Below are 20619 nucleotides of genomic sequence, written 5' to 3'. Positions count from 1 at the left end.
ACAGGTAAAGTATGCTTACCACAGTCTTGGGCTTAATCTTAGTTCGAAGCATAAGATGCATTCCTGAACCTTATGTCTTAATAACACTTCCCCAACCCTGTTCTGTAGGCTGCCAGAGGGATATTTCTTCCTATCCGACAATCTACCTGTGTATATGCCAAGGGGGCATCTACCCTACCTTGCATTTCCATAACAAGCCTTAGCTAGGTAAACCCCTGCCAAGTGCTCGTCGAGCGGACAACACTGCAGGCATACTGCAGCGTATCTTAAACTTTTGCGCCTATTTAATCGTTTTGAGGCGCGCAATAACTTTAAGGAAGGCTGTATAACCGTGTAACAGCGTTCCGTAGCGGTCAAACTCTTCTTTGCTCTCACCGCTTCTGAGAACTTCTTTTACCAATTGGATACGGCTTTCAATACGTTCTTTCGTTTTTGAGAAAAAGGCTCTATTTTTCAGTTCAGTTTCCAATTCATAGATGAACTCGTCAGTTTTATCTTTCTTTTTTTTATGGTCTTCGAGCCCAAACATATTTACCTCGTATGCGTCTATGTCGTTCGGTTATATATACCTTTTATATCGAAGTCTCTTTCTCTACTATCTTTATTTTATCAAATCCAGATAGATATATCAACATAATATAATAATAATTATTTAATTATTTTATTCTGCGATAGAAACATACAATATTATATTCATTTTAATAATCTACTCTATATTTTATTCCGTCTTTTTCAAGGAATATCACATTCGGCTTAATGCTTGTAATAGTCATGCCGTCCAAGATATCGCCCCTTCCCAGGATACGTCCATTAATCACGACGCTTAGGTTTACTCCGCCTTGGTTTGAGGCGCCTGATACCTTGTATCGGTCTGAAATATTCACTAGAGAAGCTTCTGCAGGCAATTCGCTGACATAACTACGTACATTACGAATGCCGGGAATAGACTTAGTTTCTTGTAAAATACGATTGAATTCAGCTTCTTTTCCGGAAGGAATGCCACCTGTCAAGGTAACTTCCCCGCTAGTTATCTTTATCTGAACATCGCGGATGCCCACTTTTTGGAGCATCGTCTCAACGGAACTCGTGACTTCTTCCTCTACGATGATACGTCTATCTAACTGGTCAAGGTTAGGAAAGTTCGTATTGATGTATTCAGATAGTTGTTCTGCTTGGTCGCGTGTTTGGAGGTAGCCTGTAAGAACAAACTGGCCGGGCTGAGGAGTTTGAATCGTTACACCTTTCCAAGCTTTATTACGTGCGAGGATAGGGTTGATCTCACGTGTGACAAACTCGTCTATAATAATGCCCTTATCGTCGATTGTTTTAACGAATGGAAGGCCTTGCAGATTATATATAAGCTGGTTTTTATCAGTCGCATTCAGAACGTGCCCTACTAATAATAATCGTCCCGAAGGTTGATTATAAGAGTATTTGACATCTTTAAATGGAGAAAGGGCATCTTTCAGAGTCGCATTAATATTTAACGGTTCTTCGATCGAAACAGGTTCGCTTCTAAATAGAGCCAACGTTCCGATGCCTACGACTAAGAAAAGTCCTGTCACTAAGGAAATAAGTAGAAATGCTCCGAGAGCTGTGGTCTTACTTGTAGGTTTTTCTTCTAATTGCGAGGTAACTTCCGTAGGAAGGGGTGCTAAGGGAGGAACTACAGATGCAGTTTCTTCTATTTTCTCGTTTTTGTTTTCTTCTTGTTGGAGGACTTTAACAATGGAAGGAAGCATGGGGGAGATAATTGTTTGCATTTCCCCTTCGCGGTCAAAAACGACAAAAGAGGTTGTGCCTACAGAAACGATGACGTTTGGCTCCAATGCGACGCGGCCTTCGACTTTTTTACCGTCAATCATTGTGCCGTTACGGCTTTTTAGATCTTCGAGAACTAGAGTATCTTCATCAGAAATCGTGATGCGGGCGTGTTGACGCGAAACACTCGTATCATGAAAAACAATATCGCAGGTATTTGGGTCGGTACCAATAAGATAGTTGGATGCGGCCTGCATAGAAAACTCAGCGCCTGTATTAGGTCCGCCTACGACTTTTAATAGCCAGCGACCTGTTTCCAACATATCAAAATTAACTTCGGCAATTAAATCCTTATTATCATTAGAAGCTTCATCCTGAAAAATAGTATCCATTACGTCTTTATTTGTACTTTCTGTGTTAGTATTATGGGAAGGTTCTTGACCTTCAGCGGAATATTTTTCCGCACCTATAGCATGCTCTTCTGCCGGAAAAATGTCATCTTGTTCATCAGAAATGGGGCTTTTTTCTTCTTGACGCTCCAATATTTCCTCTTCTAGCAATTCTTCTGCTGCTTCACTAGGGGGATTTTTTTCCTCTTGTTCAGAGGATTCGAGGACATCTTGTTCCCCTTCAGAGTTTAAGGGTTCGACTTCTTCATTTTGATCTTTAGCGTCGTCTCCGCTAGCTAGACTTCCTAAATGGGATTTTTCGGCATCAGACATACGACTTTCCCCCTTTTCTGGGCTCACCTTAGATTCTAAGATTTCGGAGCTTGCGGGATTTTCTTCCTTTTCAGAGATGTGGTATCGGAAAAGTGTGCTCCCAATTTTGATGGTATCCCCTTCTTGCAACATGCGCGGCTGATCTACGACCTTATCGTTTACTTCGGTGGGTTGCTCCTGACTTAAATTCTCGATGACCAGTCCATTGGCTACCCGGTGGCAGCGAGCATGTAAGCGCGACGCATCCGGATCCTCTATGACAAGTTCACAATTATCGGGATCACGACCGATGGTCCACTCTTCACCTTCCAGAAATGGAAAGGACAGACCCTTTAAAACACCTTCTTCTGCCACAAGTTTTGCCGACATCTGTACCGTCCTGATAGAAAACGTTCAGCATCAATAATAAAACAGTAAAAGCATGTTTTGTGCCAATGGTCTATTTAGCTAAGACTTCTAATTCTAATACAGCGCGCCAGGTGTCTACTATTTCAACGTAGTCTTCTATGATCTCGTAAAAATCTCGATATTGAGGTGCATTTCTTACCCATTGGGAAAGGACTAAATTTTCTTTTTCATCGAGACTGAAGATAGCGCCGCGGGTGGACTCACCCAAATTACAGGAAGCCAATAACTTAAGAAAAAAATCTCCTTTTTTCTCTACGGTGCAGGATCCTAATACCGTATAAAGGCTAAATCCACTATCAATAGCAGTCAGCACAATCGAGAGGTCATCCCCTAGAGGGATTTCAAATACACCGGGTGTTGAAGTACTAAAACCGCGCTTTACTTCCCACTCTTTAGCCAATTTTTCGAGGTGTCTTTCCAGCATTATTTCCTCCTACAAAAAGAAGGAGAGTTAAAACTCTCCTTCTAGTTCCAATATATCCAAGCTTAACAGGCCTACCCTTTTAAAAGTTGGGCTGCTGCTTCTTTGGCTTTTCTTATCGCATCGGCAAGACCATCCAAAGCTTTGGAGAACGTGTCTTGTTCCTCTTTTTTCTCCTGCGATGCTGCATCGGCGCCTTTGCTGTAAGCTTGTGCGGCATCTTGAGTTAATTGAGAGTCGGCCGAGTGTTCCATACTGCTCGCTTCATAGATGCCTGATGCACCCTGCGATGCGCCACTGCCTAATCCACTCGCAATCTGACCCACAGTGGAAAGATTGTCCGATTTCATTCTTCCTTTATCCCAAGCTTTATCGTCTGGTTTTGTAAGAACAGCTGTTCCGTTTGCATCGACCGCCCCTGTATCCTGTCCACCTTTTGCAGCGGCTTGCGTTTTGCTCAGGTTACTGGCCTGCGCTCCGGCAACACCGATTTGAACGACAGCAGAGAGGACAGCAATGCCTAATGCCATCAAACCGCCGGTGCGTTTATCATCAGCAGCTTCATAGCCCTGGTCTCGAGCTAATTTTGCAGATTCACGGCTCTCAAGATTCTGTGTATTTTGGAATTTGGTATCGACTGCATCGATCTGCTGCATTAGGCGTTTGACTTGGTCCATGGCTTCCGCAACAATAGCAAAAAACGCGATGGAAGGTCCGGTGAAATAAGAGTCCACTTTTCCTCCTGGAGGGGGAGTGCCGTTATTTCCTTCGGGTAGGCTGGGAACTTTGGAGTCCACTTGAGTACCGTGTGAAGTACCCTTGCCACCCACCCCCGAATTTTCTCCTGCCCCGCTTAAAGAATCCTTAAAAGCAACATCTTTGTCTACTTGTCCGGATCCCTTAATGGAGCCATCCGATTGGACTTTACCATCTGCATTTATGCTTTCGGCAAGTGAAGGGAGATTATTTTTTATATAATCGTCATCTATTACACCGCCGCCACTATTTTGATTGATTCCAATGTCTAACAACATATTATTACTCCTTGTTTAATACCTTTATGCGGCAATGGCCACAGAAGGGAGTGGAGAGTTTTGTGCACTCAATCCATTTTGTACTGACTCTCCAAAGGATCCTACTGTAGACAAAAACGAGCCTAAGTCTTTTTCAAAAGCTTCAGGATCGCCGCTAGCATCACTTAACATTGCTTTGCAAATGGCAATCATATCCTTAAAATGGCCGTTCGTCAGTGCTTGCATCGATTGTTGTAAAGCAATATTTTTTGCAGCATTTTCATCATCCACTTCCTGTGTACCGGCATCATTTGTAAGATGTTGTAGATGCGGCTGTATAAAATTTTCTAATGAGGAGGCCAATGCTGCCTGCCTATCCTCATTATTATTTCCACTCACTAAAATTGCTGTTGCTAGTATTCCTAAAAGGACAGCCGCATGAAAATCGGCCCTTTCCTTTTCCGGAACCTGAGCTGCATCTGCAATTCCATTGATTAAACTTTCAAAGAGGCCCGTTTTTAGAACAAAATGCATCGTGATTTGTGCATCAAAGGACTTACTAGCCTCTACTTCCTTTTCGCCTTTTTGTGGTGTCATTCCCAAGCCATTTGCACTGACCAAAGCAGCCGTAACGGCTACACCCAAAAGCAAAGATGTGACGAATGTTTTAACTACGTGCTGCGTTCCTCCTAAATTATCCAAAATCCCTTTTTCAAGACCGGCATGCAAGCCTCCGCCCATCACACCAGACCCTTCCTTGTCGCCTTCCAGGCCAAACTGGGCTATGCTTTGACCCATAAGCGCTGCAGGAGCAGCGTGTGCAGGATCAGAGAAGGATTGGGCGATTAAAAGAGCTGCTTGCAGTTGAGGTAAGAAAACGCCGGAAGATCCTCCGATGTCCCTACCTGCCAAAGAACTTACTCTTTGCTCAAGCTGGGCAGCCAAATCTTTCATTTTTTCAGCATCGCCGGCAGTAGCCTGTCCCGATAATGCTTTTTCTGACACTTCAGAGAATGACTGCATTAAACCGGTGAAATTTCCGGCTTCTTGCATCAAGGCATCAAAGTCGGGGTAATTGTGCCCTAGCTCCTCAAGGTTTCCCTGCAGGAAAGCAGAGACATCTTCACCGTTTTTAGTGGCACCTAGAAGCCCCACATAAGGGAGCAATGCAAAATTCTCATAGAGCTGCGTATTCATTGCATCTTCTGCCAGAGGCTGACCGGCGCCTTCTGCTCCGGATAGTATCCTGGCTGCAATATTCAATAAGTGTCCCAGCCCCGTGTATAAAAAGCTCCTTTGGTCAAAGGGGCGTTGCTCTTCTTCCCCTAACCTATTCTGTGCATCTTCCGGCATGGAATTAATAAGCTGTTCCCTTTTATCTGTTAGAGCATCATCCGAAGGTTTTTGAGAGACATCGCCCATGCGCATTTTGAATAATGGCATATCCAAAGACGGCTTGGGAGACTGAGACTGGTAGTGCCCGCTTCTTTTCATTTCATCCGTATTCAGCATCATCGCCATGGCTGTCGGATCATTGATAGTATCTTGGGTGATCAATAAAGCGCGGTGCGGCACCGTTTCGGCAGCAGTTTTCGCAGTATCCTCTTGTAAAGGACCTTGGGGGCCTCCACTACTATAACTAGCATCTGAACCTAGAACTGTCATCCTTGACAACTCCTTTCCCTCCAATAGAGGGAGGGAACTTATTTTTCTTCAGCTCCGGCATTTGCGACCGGAAAATTTGCTACATGCCCTTCAAGCATCATTTTGGCCTTGTCGGACATCTGAATGAATTCAGGTGAAGTTCCGGCTAGCTCTATGACTTTTTCAAGAGAAGCTTTGGCCTCATCATATTGATTCATCTGCATGAAGCATTCGTATTTATAAAAATGCGGCAGGGGGCTGGTAGGGATCGTATTCGCTAAGACATCATATACGTCCGCTGCGTTTTTATATAATTTACGCATTTGCAAACAGGCTGCAAGGCCCAAGATAAAGTTTTTATCCTTACTGTCGAGAAGGTTTAAAAGCTCAAAATATTGCTGTGCTTTCTCGAAATGGCCATTTCGATACATACGGTAAGCTTCATCATAAGTGAAATCCAGCACTTCATGCGGAATGTTCAGTGCGGTAAATAAAGGAATTTTTTCCTTTAGAACCCTTTCAAATGCAACATCCATTTTTTTAAACATTTCATCTTTTTCAGAAGGCGTCAGTTCTTTTACCCTTTCTTCAATCGTTCTTGCTTTTTCTTGGCCCATAGCAGATCCTCCTTGTTGTTTAACCTTGCAATGATTGTGCCAGACCTGTACCGATGCCTGACATATCCTTCCAGAATTTTGATTGCGACTCACTGATCGCTTTAATTTGTTCCATAGGCTCACCTAAAGCTTGGATCAAATTATTGATACATTTTCTAATGAATTTGAGCATTTCGGCACTTTCTGCCAGCCAGGCGTCCAATTCCAGCATAATTGCTTGAGACTCCGCTAATGCATTGTCTTTAAGGCCGCTGACCAGTTGTTTACCGCCTCCGGATAATGCTTCTCCCGTACCTAAAATCATTTTCATTTTTGTATTGAGGGTAGCGCCTTCACTCTTCATAAAAGCTTCGTCGGTATAGTCATTCATCCAATTGATTTCTTTGGTGACAGTACCGTCTGCATGGTGAACATCTTTCGTAGGATTGATATTCAAGGCATCTTTCATATTTTGGCCAGATTGTTTAAGGCCTTCAAAACCTTCTTTTACAGATTCTACCGGCGACTTACAAAAGTCTGCTATGCCTGTGCATATATCATCAATTCCTTGCGTAAAGCCTTTCATTGTATCGCCCACTCCTTTCATCATATTTTGCATGAGAACCGCAACCCTTTCCATAATACGGCTAGCAATGTTTTTAAAGGCTTCGGTAAAGGTGGTGCTTGGTGTAGAGATAGAAGCCATTCGCGCTTGCTGTGCTGATGAGGCACCTCCCGTGACCATATCGGGTGTTACTGTCATAAAGCTATCCAGATTCTTAAGAAGGGCTTGGCCGGCTTCACTGGTCGCTCCATCAGCCATTCCGGTGAGGGCTTTTACTAGCGACTGTATCATTTGTTTCATGGCTTTTCCTATAGCCTTGATAGCCTCTCCCATCGCTTCAAAAACAGCCTTTACAATGGCTGAAAGGACTGCAACTAAAATTCCTATCACCGCTTTCATTACGGCCTTCATAGTGGCTGCAGCACCCTGCTGGGTTGCTGTAGAAATAGCTTTAGCTGCCGCTGTCATTGCAGCCTTCATTGGTGCCATGGCTAACTGAACAAAGCTCAGCAACAGTTCCACCGCCATGGTGACATAACTGAAGGCCTCCGCCGCCGGGCTTCCCGCAGCTTGTAAAGAGATATTTATAACCTCCATAATAGCTATGATGACAGCAACTATCAGTCCAACGATACCGCCAATAAGGATAACCGCCAAAATGATCATGATGACAGCCATGATGATCATAAGGAAGATCATCAAAATGCCCATGCCTTCCATTTTTTCTATTGCTGCATCCCTTTCCGCGAACTGCCTTTTCATTTGCTCTAGGCGGTTCATCTGTTTAGAAAGTTCTGTCACGGCCATATTTTTGGCCCGTTTGGAGTCTCCTGCATTCATCGTGAACAAGTACTCTTTACATGACTGCAGGGCTTCACGTGTGAGCTTTAAAAATTGCAAATAGACAGAAGCGAGAGGGCTATCTTTTGCTGCTTTGATGTTCTGTTTGAAATTATCAATTACCTCATCCGCCATGTGCAAACTGCTTTTAGCTAGTCCGGCGACATCCGGGCTTAATTTTCCCGCCCCTAGAGGAGCATCAATTTCCAAGCTGCCCGGGCTTACACCATATTTTGCGGATACAAGTGTAAGGGCATTGCCAAGGATTGTTTTTATGAGGTTTTGCAGTTCTTCAGGAGCATCTGCACCACCGGCCAATTGTTTTTGAATTTGCTGTGCTTGGTCTTTGCTGATGGTCCCATTTTCCTTTAACTCACCGATAGCTTTCTCTAACACCATCGCCAATTCACCATTCATCACAGCCCCAAATCTATCTAAACCGGGTTTAGGATTCCAAGTATCAGGCGCCCCTAGCTGAGTGCGGAGCTGGGGAATGATTTCGCCTTCTATTTGCTTGAATAGTTCTGTAATTTGTTCTGTGGAGGCTACATTTGAATTAGGGTTATAATGCAGCTGGCGTAATTGGGCTACATCCTTGTCTGTGATCTGGCCGGAACTCCTCAGATTATTTAAGGAGTTTTCGAAAGCATTGTCATAGCTTTCAGTACCATTATCCGTAAGACTGACAGTTAAAGACGACGATTGGTAAGTTTTGGGTATGCCAAAATTCTCTTCAAAACCCTCTTTGGAAGAGGCTAAAATATTCTGATAAATTTCCTTAATATCCGGGTCCAATTGATCAGCAAGTTGGGGATTGTTTTTAGCGAAGAGAACCTTATTTTGCGCATCGGGAGACAATCCCATTTTGCCCATGGCCTCTTTAAAAAATGTCTCTGATTCGCTGTTGATCGCGCTGTCCATCTCGCCCTGCGTAGGCTCTCCGGACAACTTAGCAAAAGCTTCCGCTTTGCTATCCTGCATCATCTCTTTAAGCAGCTTCATCACGGATTTTGGGACGCTGTCGGGGTCAACTAATCCTTTTTGCAGCAGCGCTTTAGCTTCTTCTTCGCTGATCCCCAGTTTTTTTGCCAGTGAAGCGATTTTGTCTCCTCCTGCAGCAATTTTACCGTCAAGGAGTTGTCCTGCCAGGTGCTCGGTCGCTTTATCCATAGCGCTATCCGTCGCCTTATCCATTAGTTTGGCAGCAGCCCGTGCAATCTCTACCGGTACATCTGCAGTAGGATCATCTGCTGCTTTTTGCAGAAGCTGTTTTACATCGTCTTCGCTCATATTTAACTGTTTAGCGAGAAACTTGACTTTCTCTGCTCCGCGGCCCTCTGAACTATTGATCATCGTGGTAAATTCACTCTTAGGATCGACTGTAGCTTCTTCAGAAAGCTTCTCAGAATGTAGCTGTACATTTCTTGCAAGAGTTTTGACTTCAGGGGGCAGGTCTGCATCGGGATTATCCCGCGCTTGCACGACCATTTCTTTTACTTCTTCGGGTGTTTTTCCTAATTGTTTAGCAAGTGTCTCAATGCTGCCGGAAGAACCGTTCAAAGCGCGATTAAAGGTCTGATCGCTTACTTGTTTTTCTGATTCAGCATCCGCTTGGCTGCCTAGTGTGTTAACAAACTCCTGCACATCAGGATTATCGCTTTGGCCTGAGACAAAAGCCTGGTTTACTAGCTGCCGTGCCTGATCCGGTGTGACTCCCAGTTTATTGGCAAGTTCCTGTAACTGGTTTCCGGACCCATTCAGTAATTTATTGAAATTTGACTGTTTCAAGCCTTCAGAAGTGGCTGATTTTGTGGAAACAGTTTGACCTAAAGCATTAAATGGAGAGGCCAGTTCTTGATTTGGATTAGCTTTAGCAAAAAAATAGGCAATGCGAGCGGAGCCTGGGTCCAAACCATTTTGTTGTGCAAATTGTTTAAGTGCATTTTCATTTAGATTGCGGTTCTCCTGAGAAAGCTGATTAAAAGGCAATCTGGGTTCTCCGCCTGATGGAGAAGGACCTCTCATAATTAACTGTCCCTTATTAAGAGCACTTTCCGTTGATCCTTCTTCTGAGTTTCCATTAGCTTCTTGTTCGGTTTCGGAATTCTGAGGTGCAGGGTCTAATAATTTGGGTATATGGGCATCCTGAGTATAAGTTGCAATGACGGGGGCTGCAGCGATATCCGCCTTCATCAACTGATCTTTAATCACTTGCTGTTTTACTTGTTGCTGCTCTTGCTGCTCTTCTGCCTGGTTGACCTGCCATTGATTTAATATGTGACTAGTACGATCACCAATATTGTTGTCGCTCATGACACAAACTCCTTAAATATTTCCCGCGTTACCTTTTTTCATTCCTTCGCCTTCAGCTATTTCTTTGCGTAGGCTCTGCATTGTAAGTAATGCGCGGTCTTTTAGTGTGGCATATTGCTGCTTGTTTCCTGAACGCTTTACCGCCATTTCCAAGGCAATAAGAGCGGCCATCATGTCCCCCATTTGGATATAGCAATCAGAAGCATGGAAATGCGGTATGGGGTTCTCCGGGTCTAACATTCCGCAGAGTGAATATGTTCCTACTGCGTTGCGAAATTCTTTTAACATATGAAAACAAGCGGCCAATCCCATCGTATATTTTGATTCGGATGCATTTAACATGATCAATAAACGGAACAATTGGCATGCATCCCTATATTTACCTGTGTTGTAAAGGCGATACGCTTGTCCGTAAATGCCTTCCATCATTGCTTCATTAATACCTAATAAGTCTTTTGGGATCTGGCCTTTCTGAAGCAAATCACCGGCCATACCTTGCATTTTGGTGGAAGTTTGCCCTTCCACTTCTTCACCAACGGCTTCTGCTGCCCTTTTTACACGTTGCGGATCCCCCTTCATGGCTCCTCCTTGAGATCGGTCATCTATTCGTTCTAAAATTTGTCATTCAATGATGCGTAGTAATTAACTGTCTTGTAAGCCGTTAAAGGTAGACGCATTGAATGCGTCCACCCTTCTATTTTTCAGCCTATCCACCTTAGCGGTAAATAGTTGATAATATAGTACTTAGCTCTTGCAGTAATGCAGTTGCCAAGTTTGCTTGTTGCGTAACGCCGTCATTCGTCTGGTTCAAGTTAGATTGTAAAGATTTCGAATCGTCACTAATCTGTGAACGTAGTGAACGCAATTGTTCTGTATACGAGCTGTTGACACGGTTCTCATCATCACGCAAGTTACCGTCTTCGGTGGTTGTACCACCGAAAAGCGAGGTGTTTTGCGTAAAGATAGGGATTTTGTTCATCAATGTCGTATACGCCTGCTGCCAAGAAGTCAGGAGTTGTAACCTTTGAGCTTGCGCTACAGCAACTCCTTGCAGGGTACCGATGACTTGAAGGATCAGCTGAAATACCAAATCTATACGGTATGTCTTCTCAAAGCCTGAGCCTGATATCGACGAACCGCTCATTTGGTCTACTGGTGGAACGGACATAATCCTTACTCCTTACCTAATTAGGTTTTAGCAATATTTCTAGCAGTATTTACGATGATATCGTTGATTTTACTGAGGATCGCACCTGCTGATTTGTTATATTCTTCAAATACATAGAGAAAACGCCGCACTTCTTCTGTTTTAGTGTCATTTAGAGACTGCCCGGCAGTTATGGCTTGTGTTAGGGCACCCTGAAAAAGACCTGTTTGAGAAGTGTCTAGGCCATCTTGCCTATCATAGTTATCCATAACCCAAGCTTCTGCATCTTGCTCACTGCTTCCAATTTGTTCGATTACCTTGTTAGCTAGAGTATAAATGGAGTTGGGATCATCTTGAATTGCATCCTGCTCATCACTGGGCAAGCTATTCAATAAATCCTGCAGAGCATCTTCAAGATCCTCTTTGTAATCTTGAATTTTGCTGTAATCAAAATCCGTAAGCTCGGGTTTGATGGAGCTTCCGAATGTATAGCTCGCTTGTTCTTCGTAATCGCCTTCGTCAAATTCGGGAACTTCCCGGTCTTTGACTTCAAGTTCGTTTTTAGCATTCTGAAGAGCTGTTAAAGCCGAGAGAATGTCCTTAGTGGATTTTAGTGCATCTTCAAGCCTTTCCATATGGTAGCCTATCACCTCATTCGCAGCTTTGATATAGAGAAGCTCTATTGCTGCTTGTTCGGTGTGGCCGTACAGTTCGGCAGGATCAACTGGCTGAACGGACGACATAGTGTCCCTCCTTCCTAATTTTTTGCTATTTATTAGCAACCCTCAGGGGCTTAAGAGAGATAATGGAGCAGTTAAAATGCTCATTTTCTATCTTTATTCCGGTCAATTTTGGTTGCTTTCCCTTGTAGCTTTTGCATTTAGAGCAGCCCCTAAAAACTTAGGATTTGCCCTATTGTTCACCTCAAGCTTTCCCAAGAAAAATTGCATTTTTCATGCCAGCTTTAAGAGAACGATTGGCGACCCTTAAACAAGAGAAAACTATCCAATCATGAAACTCCCTTATTTATTATTATAATTTATTTAATTAATTAAACAATAGCAATTACAGATAACTAACATAACTAATAATTAAACAATTCAAACTGTTATAGTTACACGTTTAATGAATGACAATTAAGCCGGAATTTACTATTAAAGAGAGAAAATTGTGAAAAGAAGTGCCAAAAGGATAGAAGGAATTACCGGTTTAAACCACATATCCTTATCAATTAATTGACTATATAGAATTAGGTGCAGTGAGTGTTTAAACGGAATCCCAATCTAATTCTTTTAGATTTAGAGTCGAGATATAGATATTTTCAATTTTTTTTGCATGAGGAGCTAACTCACGCATCGCAAAGCGACGCCAAGTAGAATGTCCTTGCGTAAAGTTTATTTCACACATAGCCCATTGGATGGGAGAATTATGCTGAGCTGCAATTGCTATGTTGCCTAACTCTAAGAAACAAGCTGTTCTTCGGTATTCAGGTGAAACATAAAAGACGGAAAAACGAATTGTTTCCTTATTTACACGATGCGTAATCAACCAGGCAATAATTTCACCCTCGCATCGAATACCAAGACTATTCAAGGGTTCAATAGCATATTTAGTGGAAAAAGGACTCACGTGCTCAGGAAAGCTTCTCTGTTGATCTTTGAATTTCAAGGTTGCTCTTTCATCATCCGTCAAATCGGTCCATTTAAAGATTTCGCAGCCTTTAGGAAGAGGGTAGCTAGAATAGGGAGAGACGTATTCCCATGCATCAAGGAAAAGCCGAATGATTTCATGATGTGGTTCACCCCAACCGGTTTTGGCGAATAAATCTTGCAATGTTGAGGTGAAGGGATCTTCTTTGATGTACATTGCCCAGCAGACATGCACATTACGCTGTATGAGGTCTTCTTTTAGGAAATTCAGTAGTGAAAGGCCGATCCCCTGCTGACGAAATTCAGGCAATACGCTGATGTAAAGTAAATCGGCGGCAAAAAGACCTTTATATACACTATAGGATAGACACCCGATTAAGCGATCCTCAGCATAAGCGCCTAGAAGCAAAAGCTCCCCGCTTTTAATGCCCATAGGATTGCGTCCTGTAAATAGGCGGGAAGACAATTTTGACTCCAGTAAAGCAGCATATTCCTGCCGCTTTGCCGGAGTCAGTTGTTCCGGTCTTTCTACAATGATCTTAATCATAAGAGATTAGGCGATTTTGCGGTTTTTTCCTGCTCTTTGAACATTAGGCTCCTTACTTCCTTCCACGACTTCTTTATCTATGGCGACTTCTTGGATAGAGCTATCGGAAGGAACTTCGTACATAAGGTCCCGCATTAATCCCTCGATAATCATACGCAACGCACGTGCACCTGTGCCGGCAACAATAGCTTTTTTTGCAATGGCTTCAAGAGCATCTTGAGTAAAGTTGACTTTTACACCTTCCATCTCAAACATTGCGCTATATTGTTTTATGATAGCATTTTTAGGACGGACTAGGATGTCTACAAGATCTTCCTGAGTCAATTCGTTACAGTTAGCGATGCTATTAAAGCGGCCGATAAATTCAGGGATCATTCCAAACTGAATGAAGTCTTCTGTCTCAGCGCGGCTGAGAAGTAAAGATTTCTGGGTATGGTCGATGACTTCTTTTTCAGAAGATCCGAAACCAATGGTCCCTTTTCCTAGTCTGCGCGCAATCGTCTTATCTAGATTGACAAAGGCGCCGCCTACGATGAACAGGATATTTTCGGTATTAACCTTAATGTATTCTTGGTTAGGATGCTTTCTGCCACCTTTTGGAGGGACATTAGCAATTGTTCCTTCAACAATTTTAAGAAGAGCTTGTTGAACGCCTTCACCGGACACATCACGTGTGATGGAGACATTGGCAGTTGTGCGATTGATTTTATCAATTTCATCGATGTAGATGATGCCCATTTCTGCTTTAGTTACATCATAATCGGCAGCTTGGAGGAGACGGAGAATAATATTTTCTACGTCTTCGCCCACATAACCGGCTTCAGTTAAAGTAGTAGCGTCGGCAATGGCAAAAGGTACGTCAAGAATTTGCGCCAGAGTTTTGGCTATTAATGTTTTACCGGATCCTGTGGGACCGAATAGTAAAACATTGGATTTGCTGAACTCAATGCCGGACTCTTTATTCAGGGCTCTGATGCGTTTGTAGTGATTATAGACGGCTACAGAAATAGTTTTTTTAGCGCTTTCCTGACCGATAATATATTCATCCAACCTTTCTTTAATTTCTTTCGGCTTCAGCACTCTGAATTCATAATTGGTGGGAGTGGCTTTTTTATCTAAGATGCCGGAACAAAGTTGAACACATTTGTCGCAAATATAGACATTGGGTCCGGAGATAAGTTTTTCAACGGCTTCTTCAGTACGGCCACAGAAAGAACAAGCTGGAACCTCTTTTTGCGCAAACGGCTTTTTAGTCATAACATTTCCTATTTTCAGAACTTTAAACTTTAGGAGCTATTGGAGGTGCTACTTGGACAACCTCATCTATTAATCCATATTCTTTGGCCTCTTCGGCGCTCATAAAAAAGTCACGTTCAGAGTCGGCCGCGATTTTTTCAAGGGGTTGTCCTGAACAATTGGAGAATATTTTTATTAAGAGATTTTTTTGGTAAATTATCTCTTTAGCTTGTAGTGCGATATCGGATTGGGTTCCACCTACGCCACCATGGGGCTGGTGGATCATCACTCTGCTATGAGGCAAAGCGTAGCGTTTTCCTTTGGTGCCGGCAGCTAAAAGAAGAGCAGCGATAGAGGAAGCTTGTCCAATGCAGTATGTACGTATATCGCAACCTAGCCACTTCAACGTATCATAAATAGCCAAACCGGAGGTTAGGTATCCACCTGCGGAGTTAATATAAACATGGACGTCCTTTTTCGGATCTTCCATCTTTAAAAAGAGCAGTTGGGCAACGACAACGTTGGCAATTTGATCGGTAATATCAGTGCCGAGGAAGATGATTCTGTCTTTAAGCAAACGGGAATAAATGTCCATTGAACGTTCACCGCGTCCAGTATCTTCGATAACATAAGGGGTCAGAGAATTTTTTGGCCGTTTATCTTGTTCCATGCGTTCCTCAAAAAAGTAATAAATCTATGTATATCTGGATACTCTAGTTATAGACGGTATCACACTCAGCGGTCAAGTGAAAAGGAAATTCCCAGGCGGCTAAAGCCGCCCGGATAAAATAGCTATTGTGCTTCAGCTGTTTGGATAAGAAATTCCATTGCTTTAGATTGGAGCACTTGTCCATAAAGCCGTGACATTTCTTGTTCGTCCATTTTAGATTCTTTACCCTTCATAATGACTTCGTTCATATGAGCGTAGTAAAGATCATTTTCTGTGACTTTCAAGTTGTTTTGCATGGCTACTTGCTGAGCTAGAAGGTAGCGGCGGAGAGCTTGTTTAAGTTCGGATGTCGTGTTTTGCTTAATCTTCTCTGATTCTGAATGGAATTGTTCTTCATCCCCTTCTTGTCTTGGGAGATGAGCGATATGTCGACGCGCCATTTCCTTTGATGCATTTTCGTACATCGATTTAGGAACATCAAAGTCATATTTCTGATTAAAATATGCTTCAAGCTGATGGATTTTATTTTGATCTGCTTCGCGAGCATGATCTAATTCAATTCTTTTTCTCACTTGACTGCGCAGCATTTCTTCACTATCGCATCCGACTTGCTTAATGAGTCCTTCGCTTAAGGGGCTGATTTCGCCTTGTTTAATTTCAAGCAAAGTGACTTTTCTTCCATGATGATGGCCGGAATGATCGGAAGCATCGCAGTGAACATTGCATTCTTTGCTTTCGCCCACATTTAATCCAACAACCAGATCTCTTAGCCATTCTACAACATGCTCAGATCCGACTTCGAAAGTTGTCCCTTCGGCGACCTTAGCAGTTTGTCCTTCATCGTTGATAATGGCATCGATGTCAACCATAACGAAATCGCCGGCTTGAGCAGCGCGCCCTTCGACAGGTGTAAATTCACCGTGTTCAAAACGCAGTTTGTAAATAGCGAGCTCGACATCTTTGTCTTCTACAGGACGGATAGCAACCGGCTCGAACTTGAAGCCGTTCAAATCTACATTAGGAACCTCAGGACGGCTTTCGAAATCAAAATGCAGAGAGGCTTCTTCTTTACGCACGAGTGAATTGACTTTTACATTATTCACACTTTTTTCTGTGCGGGGGTAAATTTTTACCAGATCGATGGCATCATTGAAAGCAGTGCGGAGGAGGATATTCTGCCATTCTTCTTGGATATATTTGCCAAATTTTTCTTCTACGACAGCTACGGGGGCGTGTCCTTTGCGAAAACCGGGGAAAGACATTTCCTTATTGATCGTTTTCAAGGCTTTCTGATAAGCGGCCTCAACGGCTTTAGGGCTTACAGTGATATCCAATGAAACTTGGCAACCGGGCTCAAATTTAACTTCAACCGAAATATTGTCTGATTGAAATTTTTGTGAATTTTGTTTTAGGTCCGACAAAGGAAACCTCTCTTAGAATATGTTTGGAAAAAAGCGGGCGATGAGGCTCGAACTCACGACCCTCACGTTGGCAACGTGATGCTCTACCACTGAGCTACGCCCGCAAGACTGTATGTGCTTCTTAGAAGCTAATCAAAATCAAAAAAGCGGGCGATGAGGCTCGAACTCACGACCCTCACGTTGGCAACGTGATGCTCTACCACTGAGCTACGCCCGCAAAAAAAAAATGTTATAAGAAGTAATGAACTTCTCTGAGCGGGTGATGAGGCTCGAACTCACGACATTTACCTTGGGAAGGTAACGCTCTACCAACTGAGCTACACCCGCAAATCGTAAGAACAATTTAGGGCCTCGCTCAATTTTCCGCAAGGGCTTTTTTATTAAGGCACCGGATCACATCCTCCATGATGCCATGGACCGCATTTAAGAAGCCTTTTAACCGTCAGCCAAATCCCCCGCAGCGTCCCGTGCTTTATGATCGATTCTTTAGCATAATTAGAGCAGCTGGGATAAAACCGGCAGCTCTTACCTAGAAGAGGACTGATAGCCAACTGAAAGAAATTAATGAGAAAAAGGGCTATGCGCTTCATATAGCCCCGATAAAGTCTTTTAGCAGGGTCAGAGCCACTTCAATAACGATCAAGCCAATAATAGTCCATTCAAGACGGCTTGAATGCTGGTGATTAAGTTCATTACCCAACATTTCAAACATCTCGTGAACGAGGCTTAAGCGTTTATTTAGAACTTCCAGCCTTTTTTGCAGCTCGTCGTCTGCGGCCACTTGAAGGTATAACGGTTCTAATTCCGGGTAGTCCCAAAAGAAATCCGGCGAATCCAGAACGTCCAGGCGAAGATTGATGGAGCTGCGCACATTGAACAGTTCGCCCATGCGTTGACGTATGGCTCGGCGGGAGAGGCTGATATGCCCGTAGCGCGACAATTCCTCAGGAATATGTTCTGAGGAATCATAAGTTTTCTGAACTGCAGTTTCAAAGGCTGCGAGCTTAACCGATTGTGCCAGACCGTATGAAATAGAAAGTTTCGTCAATACTTCCGCGTCTGGCAAGACAATTTGACCGTCTCTGACTTTCGCTACATCACCATAAGTAAATTCTGATTCATCCACTTCTTTAATGGGAAGGCTTCCCTCCTCAAAAGGCTGGATTGTTTTGAGCATGATTTCTGCTTCGTCAGTTTCTAGACACCAACAAACACAGACTCCGTAGGAGAAGAAAAAACAATCTGCACGCCCGTTCTTACCCTGCATTTCAATATGGATAACATTACGATAGAGTGTAGTGGAATATTCGCTTTGGAGAAAATTATAAAGGGGCTTCACCCTGTAAGATGTTGCCGTACAATAGGCTGTGCACTGCATGCTTTTACACGTAAAAAGTTTATTTTTTGGGGGCAGTAGACAGTAGATTTGCGAAAGGGGGGACTTGAACCCCCACGAGGTTTCCCTCACTACCACCTCAAGGTAGCGCGTATACCAATTCCGCCACTTTCGCTCAATAGGTAATAACGCAAACAACTATAGCACTACAGGGAATTCCTCTGCAATTATTTTTCTTCATTCGATTCTACACACGAATAAACGGTCTATTTTCTGCGCCAATTCATCAGGAAATTCCGTGGTCACCGCTTGCAATTCCGAATGTGTACGGCAATACGCAAGATGCACGCATGTCAACCATTCCTCTGGACTAAAAGGGACTTCATCCGGAAGCTCATCACTCCAAATCCCCTCAAACCGTAAAAGCTTTAACTGAAAGCTGCTGACGATTTTCCATGCAGGCTCCCCTCTTTCTAGGCGACGTAAGTAATCCTTTAGCAATGCATACAGCACAGGTGCAGGCCTCTCTTCAGGCTGCGAATTTACAATCGCATTCAATAGACTCACAGAACCTTGTAATGTACTCAAAGAGTTACGTAGACCTAGAAAGCCGTAAGAAAGCCTGCAATCCTTGCTCTGCCACAAAGACCCATTTTTGCGGTTTAAGGTGATTTCCACTTCATTTAGAGGGGTAATCAATGCTTCACCGCCCCCTTTTTTGGCGCTGCTATGTGATACATAGACTGCAATAATCCCCAACTCCTCGCTAAATAGATGGACGATGGAAGCAACATCGTTATAGCGGGTAGTTTTAACAATAATGCCGGTATGCGCTTCCAAAACATTCTCCTGTCTGACTTCTTTAGAGGATTAGCTTCTTTCGAAATTCCAAATGAGTATAAATAGACAGGCTATAACAAAGCAAATAAAGCTGATTTTAGAGAGTTAACCTTTCGTATTTGTTAAAAAACCTCCAGGTGGTGTAACCTTATCGGTGTATTAATTTTTACTGGCACCGATAGCTCAATCGGATAGAGTACCCGGCTTCGAACCGGGTGGTTAGAGGTTCGAACCCTCTTCGGTGCATAATTTTATGTCAGACCTAATTCCCATTCTAGCAGAAACCTGCTCATCCTATTCACAAAAAATCCTTTCCCTCTTAGGAAAGGGTGCTCAGCACGCTGCCCTCGTCTATGAACAGTTTTTTCGCAGGGGCGCAATTCACCTGCATCATCCTGCTTTCTCTAATGCCAGAACCCTCTTAAAACAAATCTGTGAAGCTACGGACTTTGCTCTACCCTTATTGCATAGACAACTGGATGACGGGACAACGGGAAAGTTTCTTTTAAAGACTTTAGATCACCTGGATACGGAATCGGTGATCATCCCTATGCAGGCTGGAAGCACTTTGTGCGTTTCCTCGCAAGTAGGCTGCCGTTTAGGCTGCGCTTTCTGTGAAACGGGAAGGATGGGCCTCATACGCCATCTTTCGGTCCAAGAAATTACAGCCCAATTATTCATCGCCCAGCATGTATTGAAACAGCCTATCCGTAATGTGGTTTTTATGGGGATGGGAGAGCCCTTCGATAACTATGAGAATGTATTGCAGGCAGCGCGAGTAATGAACGATCCTTTAGGATTAAATATAGGCGCCCGCCATATCACCCTTTCTACGAGCGGTTTAATTGAAGGGATTTATCGTTTAGCCGAAGAAGAAGGCTTTACACCCAATCTCGCAGTGTCGTTGACAGCTCCTACTAACGAATTACGCAACCGCCTTATGCCCATCAATAAAAAGCACTCCTTAGAGGACCTTTATGTTGCTATGGAGCATTATTGTAACAAAAAAAGAAGGCAGATCCTTATTGCATATGTTCTATTAGAAGGAGTGAATGACACACTCGAGCATGCCGACCAGCTTCAATCCTACCTTAAAAATCTACCTGTAAAAATCAACCTTATCCCTTACAACCCGCAGAGCCGAGACAGATACTCTCCGCCGCCCTTAGAAATTATGGAAGCTTTTGCCCATAGATTACGCTCTAATGGACATCAAGTTCTTATTCGACTCACAAAAGGGAAGGACATTATGGCTGCATGCGGCCAGTTAGGAAATCTAGGCTTGCGAAAACAACTCATCGCCTTGGGTAAAACTCCCTAAAAAGCGCTGTATCGATAAAATCAGCTCTCTTCCAATACGTCATCTCCTGTTAATTTGAGTTAATATCCTCCTTGGAAGATAATAAGATTATGCTTCCTTTGTTTTAGGGGAGGTTGATATAGTCATATGTTCTGCATGTCTAATAAATGTTTAATCTCATGAGGAATCT

18 protein-coding genes and 5 tRNA genes are annotated in these 20619 nt (G+C 43.3%); 2 read left to right on the top strand and 21 right to left on the bottom strand.

Going from position 1 to position 20619, the window contains the following annotated elements; genetic code table 11:
- Positions 1-280: 280 nt before the first annotated feature.
- The 21 genes from WC222_00175 to WC222_00075 form a co-directional block, all read right to left on the bottom strand.
- Entirely contained in the window at positions 281-529 is a 249-nt protein-coding gene (locus WC222_00175) for a DUF5398 family protein (protein ID MFA6914787.1), read from the bottom strand.
- A gap of 169 nt (positions 530-698) precedes the next feature.
- Positions 699-2852: a type III secretion system inner membrane ring subunit SctD gene (sctD, locus tag WC222_00170; GenBank protein MFA6914786.1), complete on the bottom strand. Its 2154-nt coding sequence runs from the start codon at positions 2850-2852 to the stop codon at positions 699-701.
- Positions 2853-2922: 70 nt separating this feature from the next.
- A complete protein-coding gene (locus WC222_00165; GenBank protein MFA6914785.1) occupies positions 2923-3315 on the bottom strand; it encodes a type III secretion system chaperone in 393 nt (130 codons plus the stop codon).
- Between the two features lie 71 nt (positions 3316-3386).
- On the bottom strand, positions 3387-4346 hold the full coding sequence (locus tag WC222_00160) for a hypothetical protein (protein ID MFA6914784.1): 960 nt from the start codon (positions 4344-4346) through the stop codon (positions 3387-3389).
- A 24-nt stretch (positions 4347-4370) separates the two neighbouring features.
- Positions 4371-5990 carry a hypothetical protein gene (locus WC222_00155; protein ID MFA6914783.1) on the bottom strand — a complete coding sequence of 540 codons (1620 nt, stop codon included), beginning with the start codon at positions 5988-5990 and terminating at the stop codon, positions 4371-4373.
- A gap of 38 nt (positions 5991-6028) precedes the next feature.
- Positions 6029-6586: a SycD/LcrH family type III secretion system chaperone gene (locus tag WC222_00150; protein MFA6914782.1), complete on the bottom strand. Its 558-nt coding sequence runs from the start codon at positions 6584-6586 to the stop codon at positions 6029-6031.
- A 19-nt stretch (positions 6587-6605) separates the two neighbouring features.
- Complete coding sequence (locus tag WC222_00145; protein ID MFA6914781.1) at positions 6606-10283, bottom strand: hypothetical protein; 3678 nt, start codon at positions 10281-10283, stop codon at positions 6606-6608.
- A 12-nt stretch (positions 10284-10295) separates the two neighbouring features.
- A complete protein-coding gene (locus WC222_00140; GenBank protein MFA6914780.1) occupies positions 10296-10862 on the bottom strand; it encodes a SycD/LcrH family type III secretion system chaperone in 567 nt (188 codons plus the stop codon).
- Positions 10863-10998: 136 nt separating this feature from the next.
- Positions 10999-11451 carry a hypothetical protein gene (locus tag WC222_00135; GenBank protein ID MFA6914779.1) on the bottom strand — a complete coding sequence of 151 codons (453 nt, stop codon included), beginning with the start codon at positions 11449-11451 and terminating at the stop codon, positions 10999-11001.
- Between the two features lie 20 nt (positions 11452-11471).
- Positions 11472-12173: a hypothetical protein gene (locus WC222_00130; GenBank protein ID MFA6914778.1), complete on the bottom strand. Its 702-nt coding sequence runs from the start codon at positions 12171-12173 to the stop codon at positions 11472-11474.
- A 523-nt stretch (positions 12174-12696) separates the two neighbouring features.
- Positions 12697-13626, bottom strand: a complete 930-nt coding sequence (locus tag WC222_00125) for a GNAT family N-acetyltransferase (GenBank protein MFA6914777.1) — start codon at positions 13624-13626, stop codon at positions 12697-12699.
- A 6-nt stretch (positions 13627-13632) separates the two neighbouring features.
- On the bottom strand, positions 13633-14883 hold the full coding sequence (gene clpX, locus WC222_00120) for an ATP-dependent Clp protease ATP-binding subunit ClpX (GenBank protein MFA6914776.1): 1251 nt from the start codon (positions 14881-14883) through the stop codon (positions 13633-13635).
- 22 nt (positions 14884-14905) lie between these two features.
- Positions 14906-15532, bottom strand: coding sequence for an ATP-dependent Clp protease proteolytic subunit (locus WC222_00115; GenBank protein ID MFA6914775.1), 627 nt, complete (start codon positions 15530-15532; stop codon positions 14906-14908).
- A 122-nt stretch (positions 15533-15654) separates the two neighbouring features.
- Positions 15655-16953: a trigger factor gene (gene tig / locus WC222_00110; protein ID MFA6914774.1), complete on the bottom strand. Its 1299-nt coding sequence runs from the start codon at positions 16951-16953 to the stop codon at positions 15655-15657.
- Between the two features lie 32 nt (positions 16954-16985).
- Positions 16986-17057: transfer RNA gene (locus WC222_00105), tRNA-Gly, on the bottom strand.
- 41 nt (positions 17058-17098) lie between these two features.
- Positions 17099-17170, bottom strand: a tRNA-Gly gene (locus WC222_00100).
- Between the two features lie 37 nt (positions 17171-17207).
- Positions 17208-17280 (bottom strand) — tRNA-Gly (locus tag WC222_00095).
- 53 nt (positions 17281-17333) lie between these two features.
- Positions 17334-17543, bottom strand: a complete 210-nt coding sequence (yidD, locus tag WC222_00090; protein MFA6914773.1) for a membrane protein insertion efficiency factor YidD — start codon at positions 17541-17543, stop codon at positions 17334-17336.
- Positions 17540-18331: an RMD1 family protein gene (locus tag WC222_00085; GenBank protein MFA6914772.1), complete on the bottom strand. Its 792-nt coding sequence runs from the start codon at positions 18329-18331 to the stop codon at positions 17540-17542. Before WC222_00085 ends, yidD begins: the two co-directional genes overlap by 4 nt.
- Before the next feature lie 49 nt (positions 18332-18380).
- A tRNA-Leu gene (locus WC222_00080) sits at positions 18381-18464 on the bottom strand.
- Between the two features lie 62 nt (positions 18465-18526).
- On the bottom strand, positions 18527-19129 hold the full coding sequence (locus WC222_00075; GenBank protein MFA6914771.1) for a recombination protein O N-terminal domain-containing protein: 603 nt from the start codon (positions 19127-19129) through the stop codon (positions 18527-18529).
- Between the two features lie 172 nt (positions 19130-19301).
- Between WC222_00075 and WC222_00070 the strand changes: the two genes are divergently transcribed.
- Both WC222_00070 and rlmN read left to right on the top strand, forming a co-directional pair.
- A tRNA-Arg gene (locus tag WC222_00070) sits at positions 19302-19375 on the top strand.
- Between the two features lie 7 nt (positions 19376-19382).
- The gene (gene rlmN, locus WC222_00065; GenBank protein ID MFA6914770.1) at positions 19383-20450 is read left to right on the top strand and encodes a 23S rRNA (adenine(2503)-C(2))-methyltransferase RlmN; all 1068 of its coding nucleotides are present in this window, start codon (positions 19383-19385) and stop codon (positions 20448-20450) included.
- Positions 20451-20619: the final 169 nt, after the last annotated feature.

Source organism: Parachlamydiales bacterium (assembly GCA_041671045.1).
Lineage (GTDB): Bacteria > Chlamydiota > Chlamydiia > Chlamydiales > JABDDJ01 > JABDDJ01.
The sequence above is the reverse complement of the archived record's forward strand: the minus strand, read 5'-3'. Positions and strand labels throughout refer to the sequence as shown.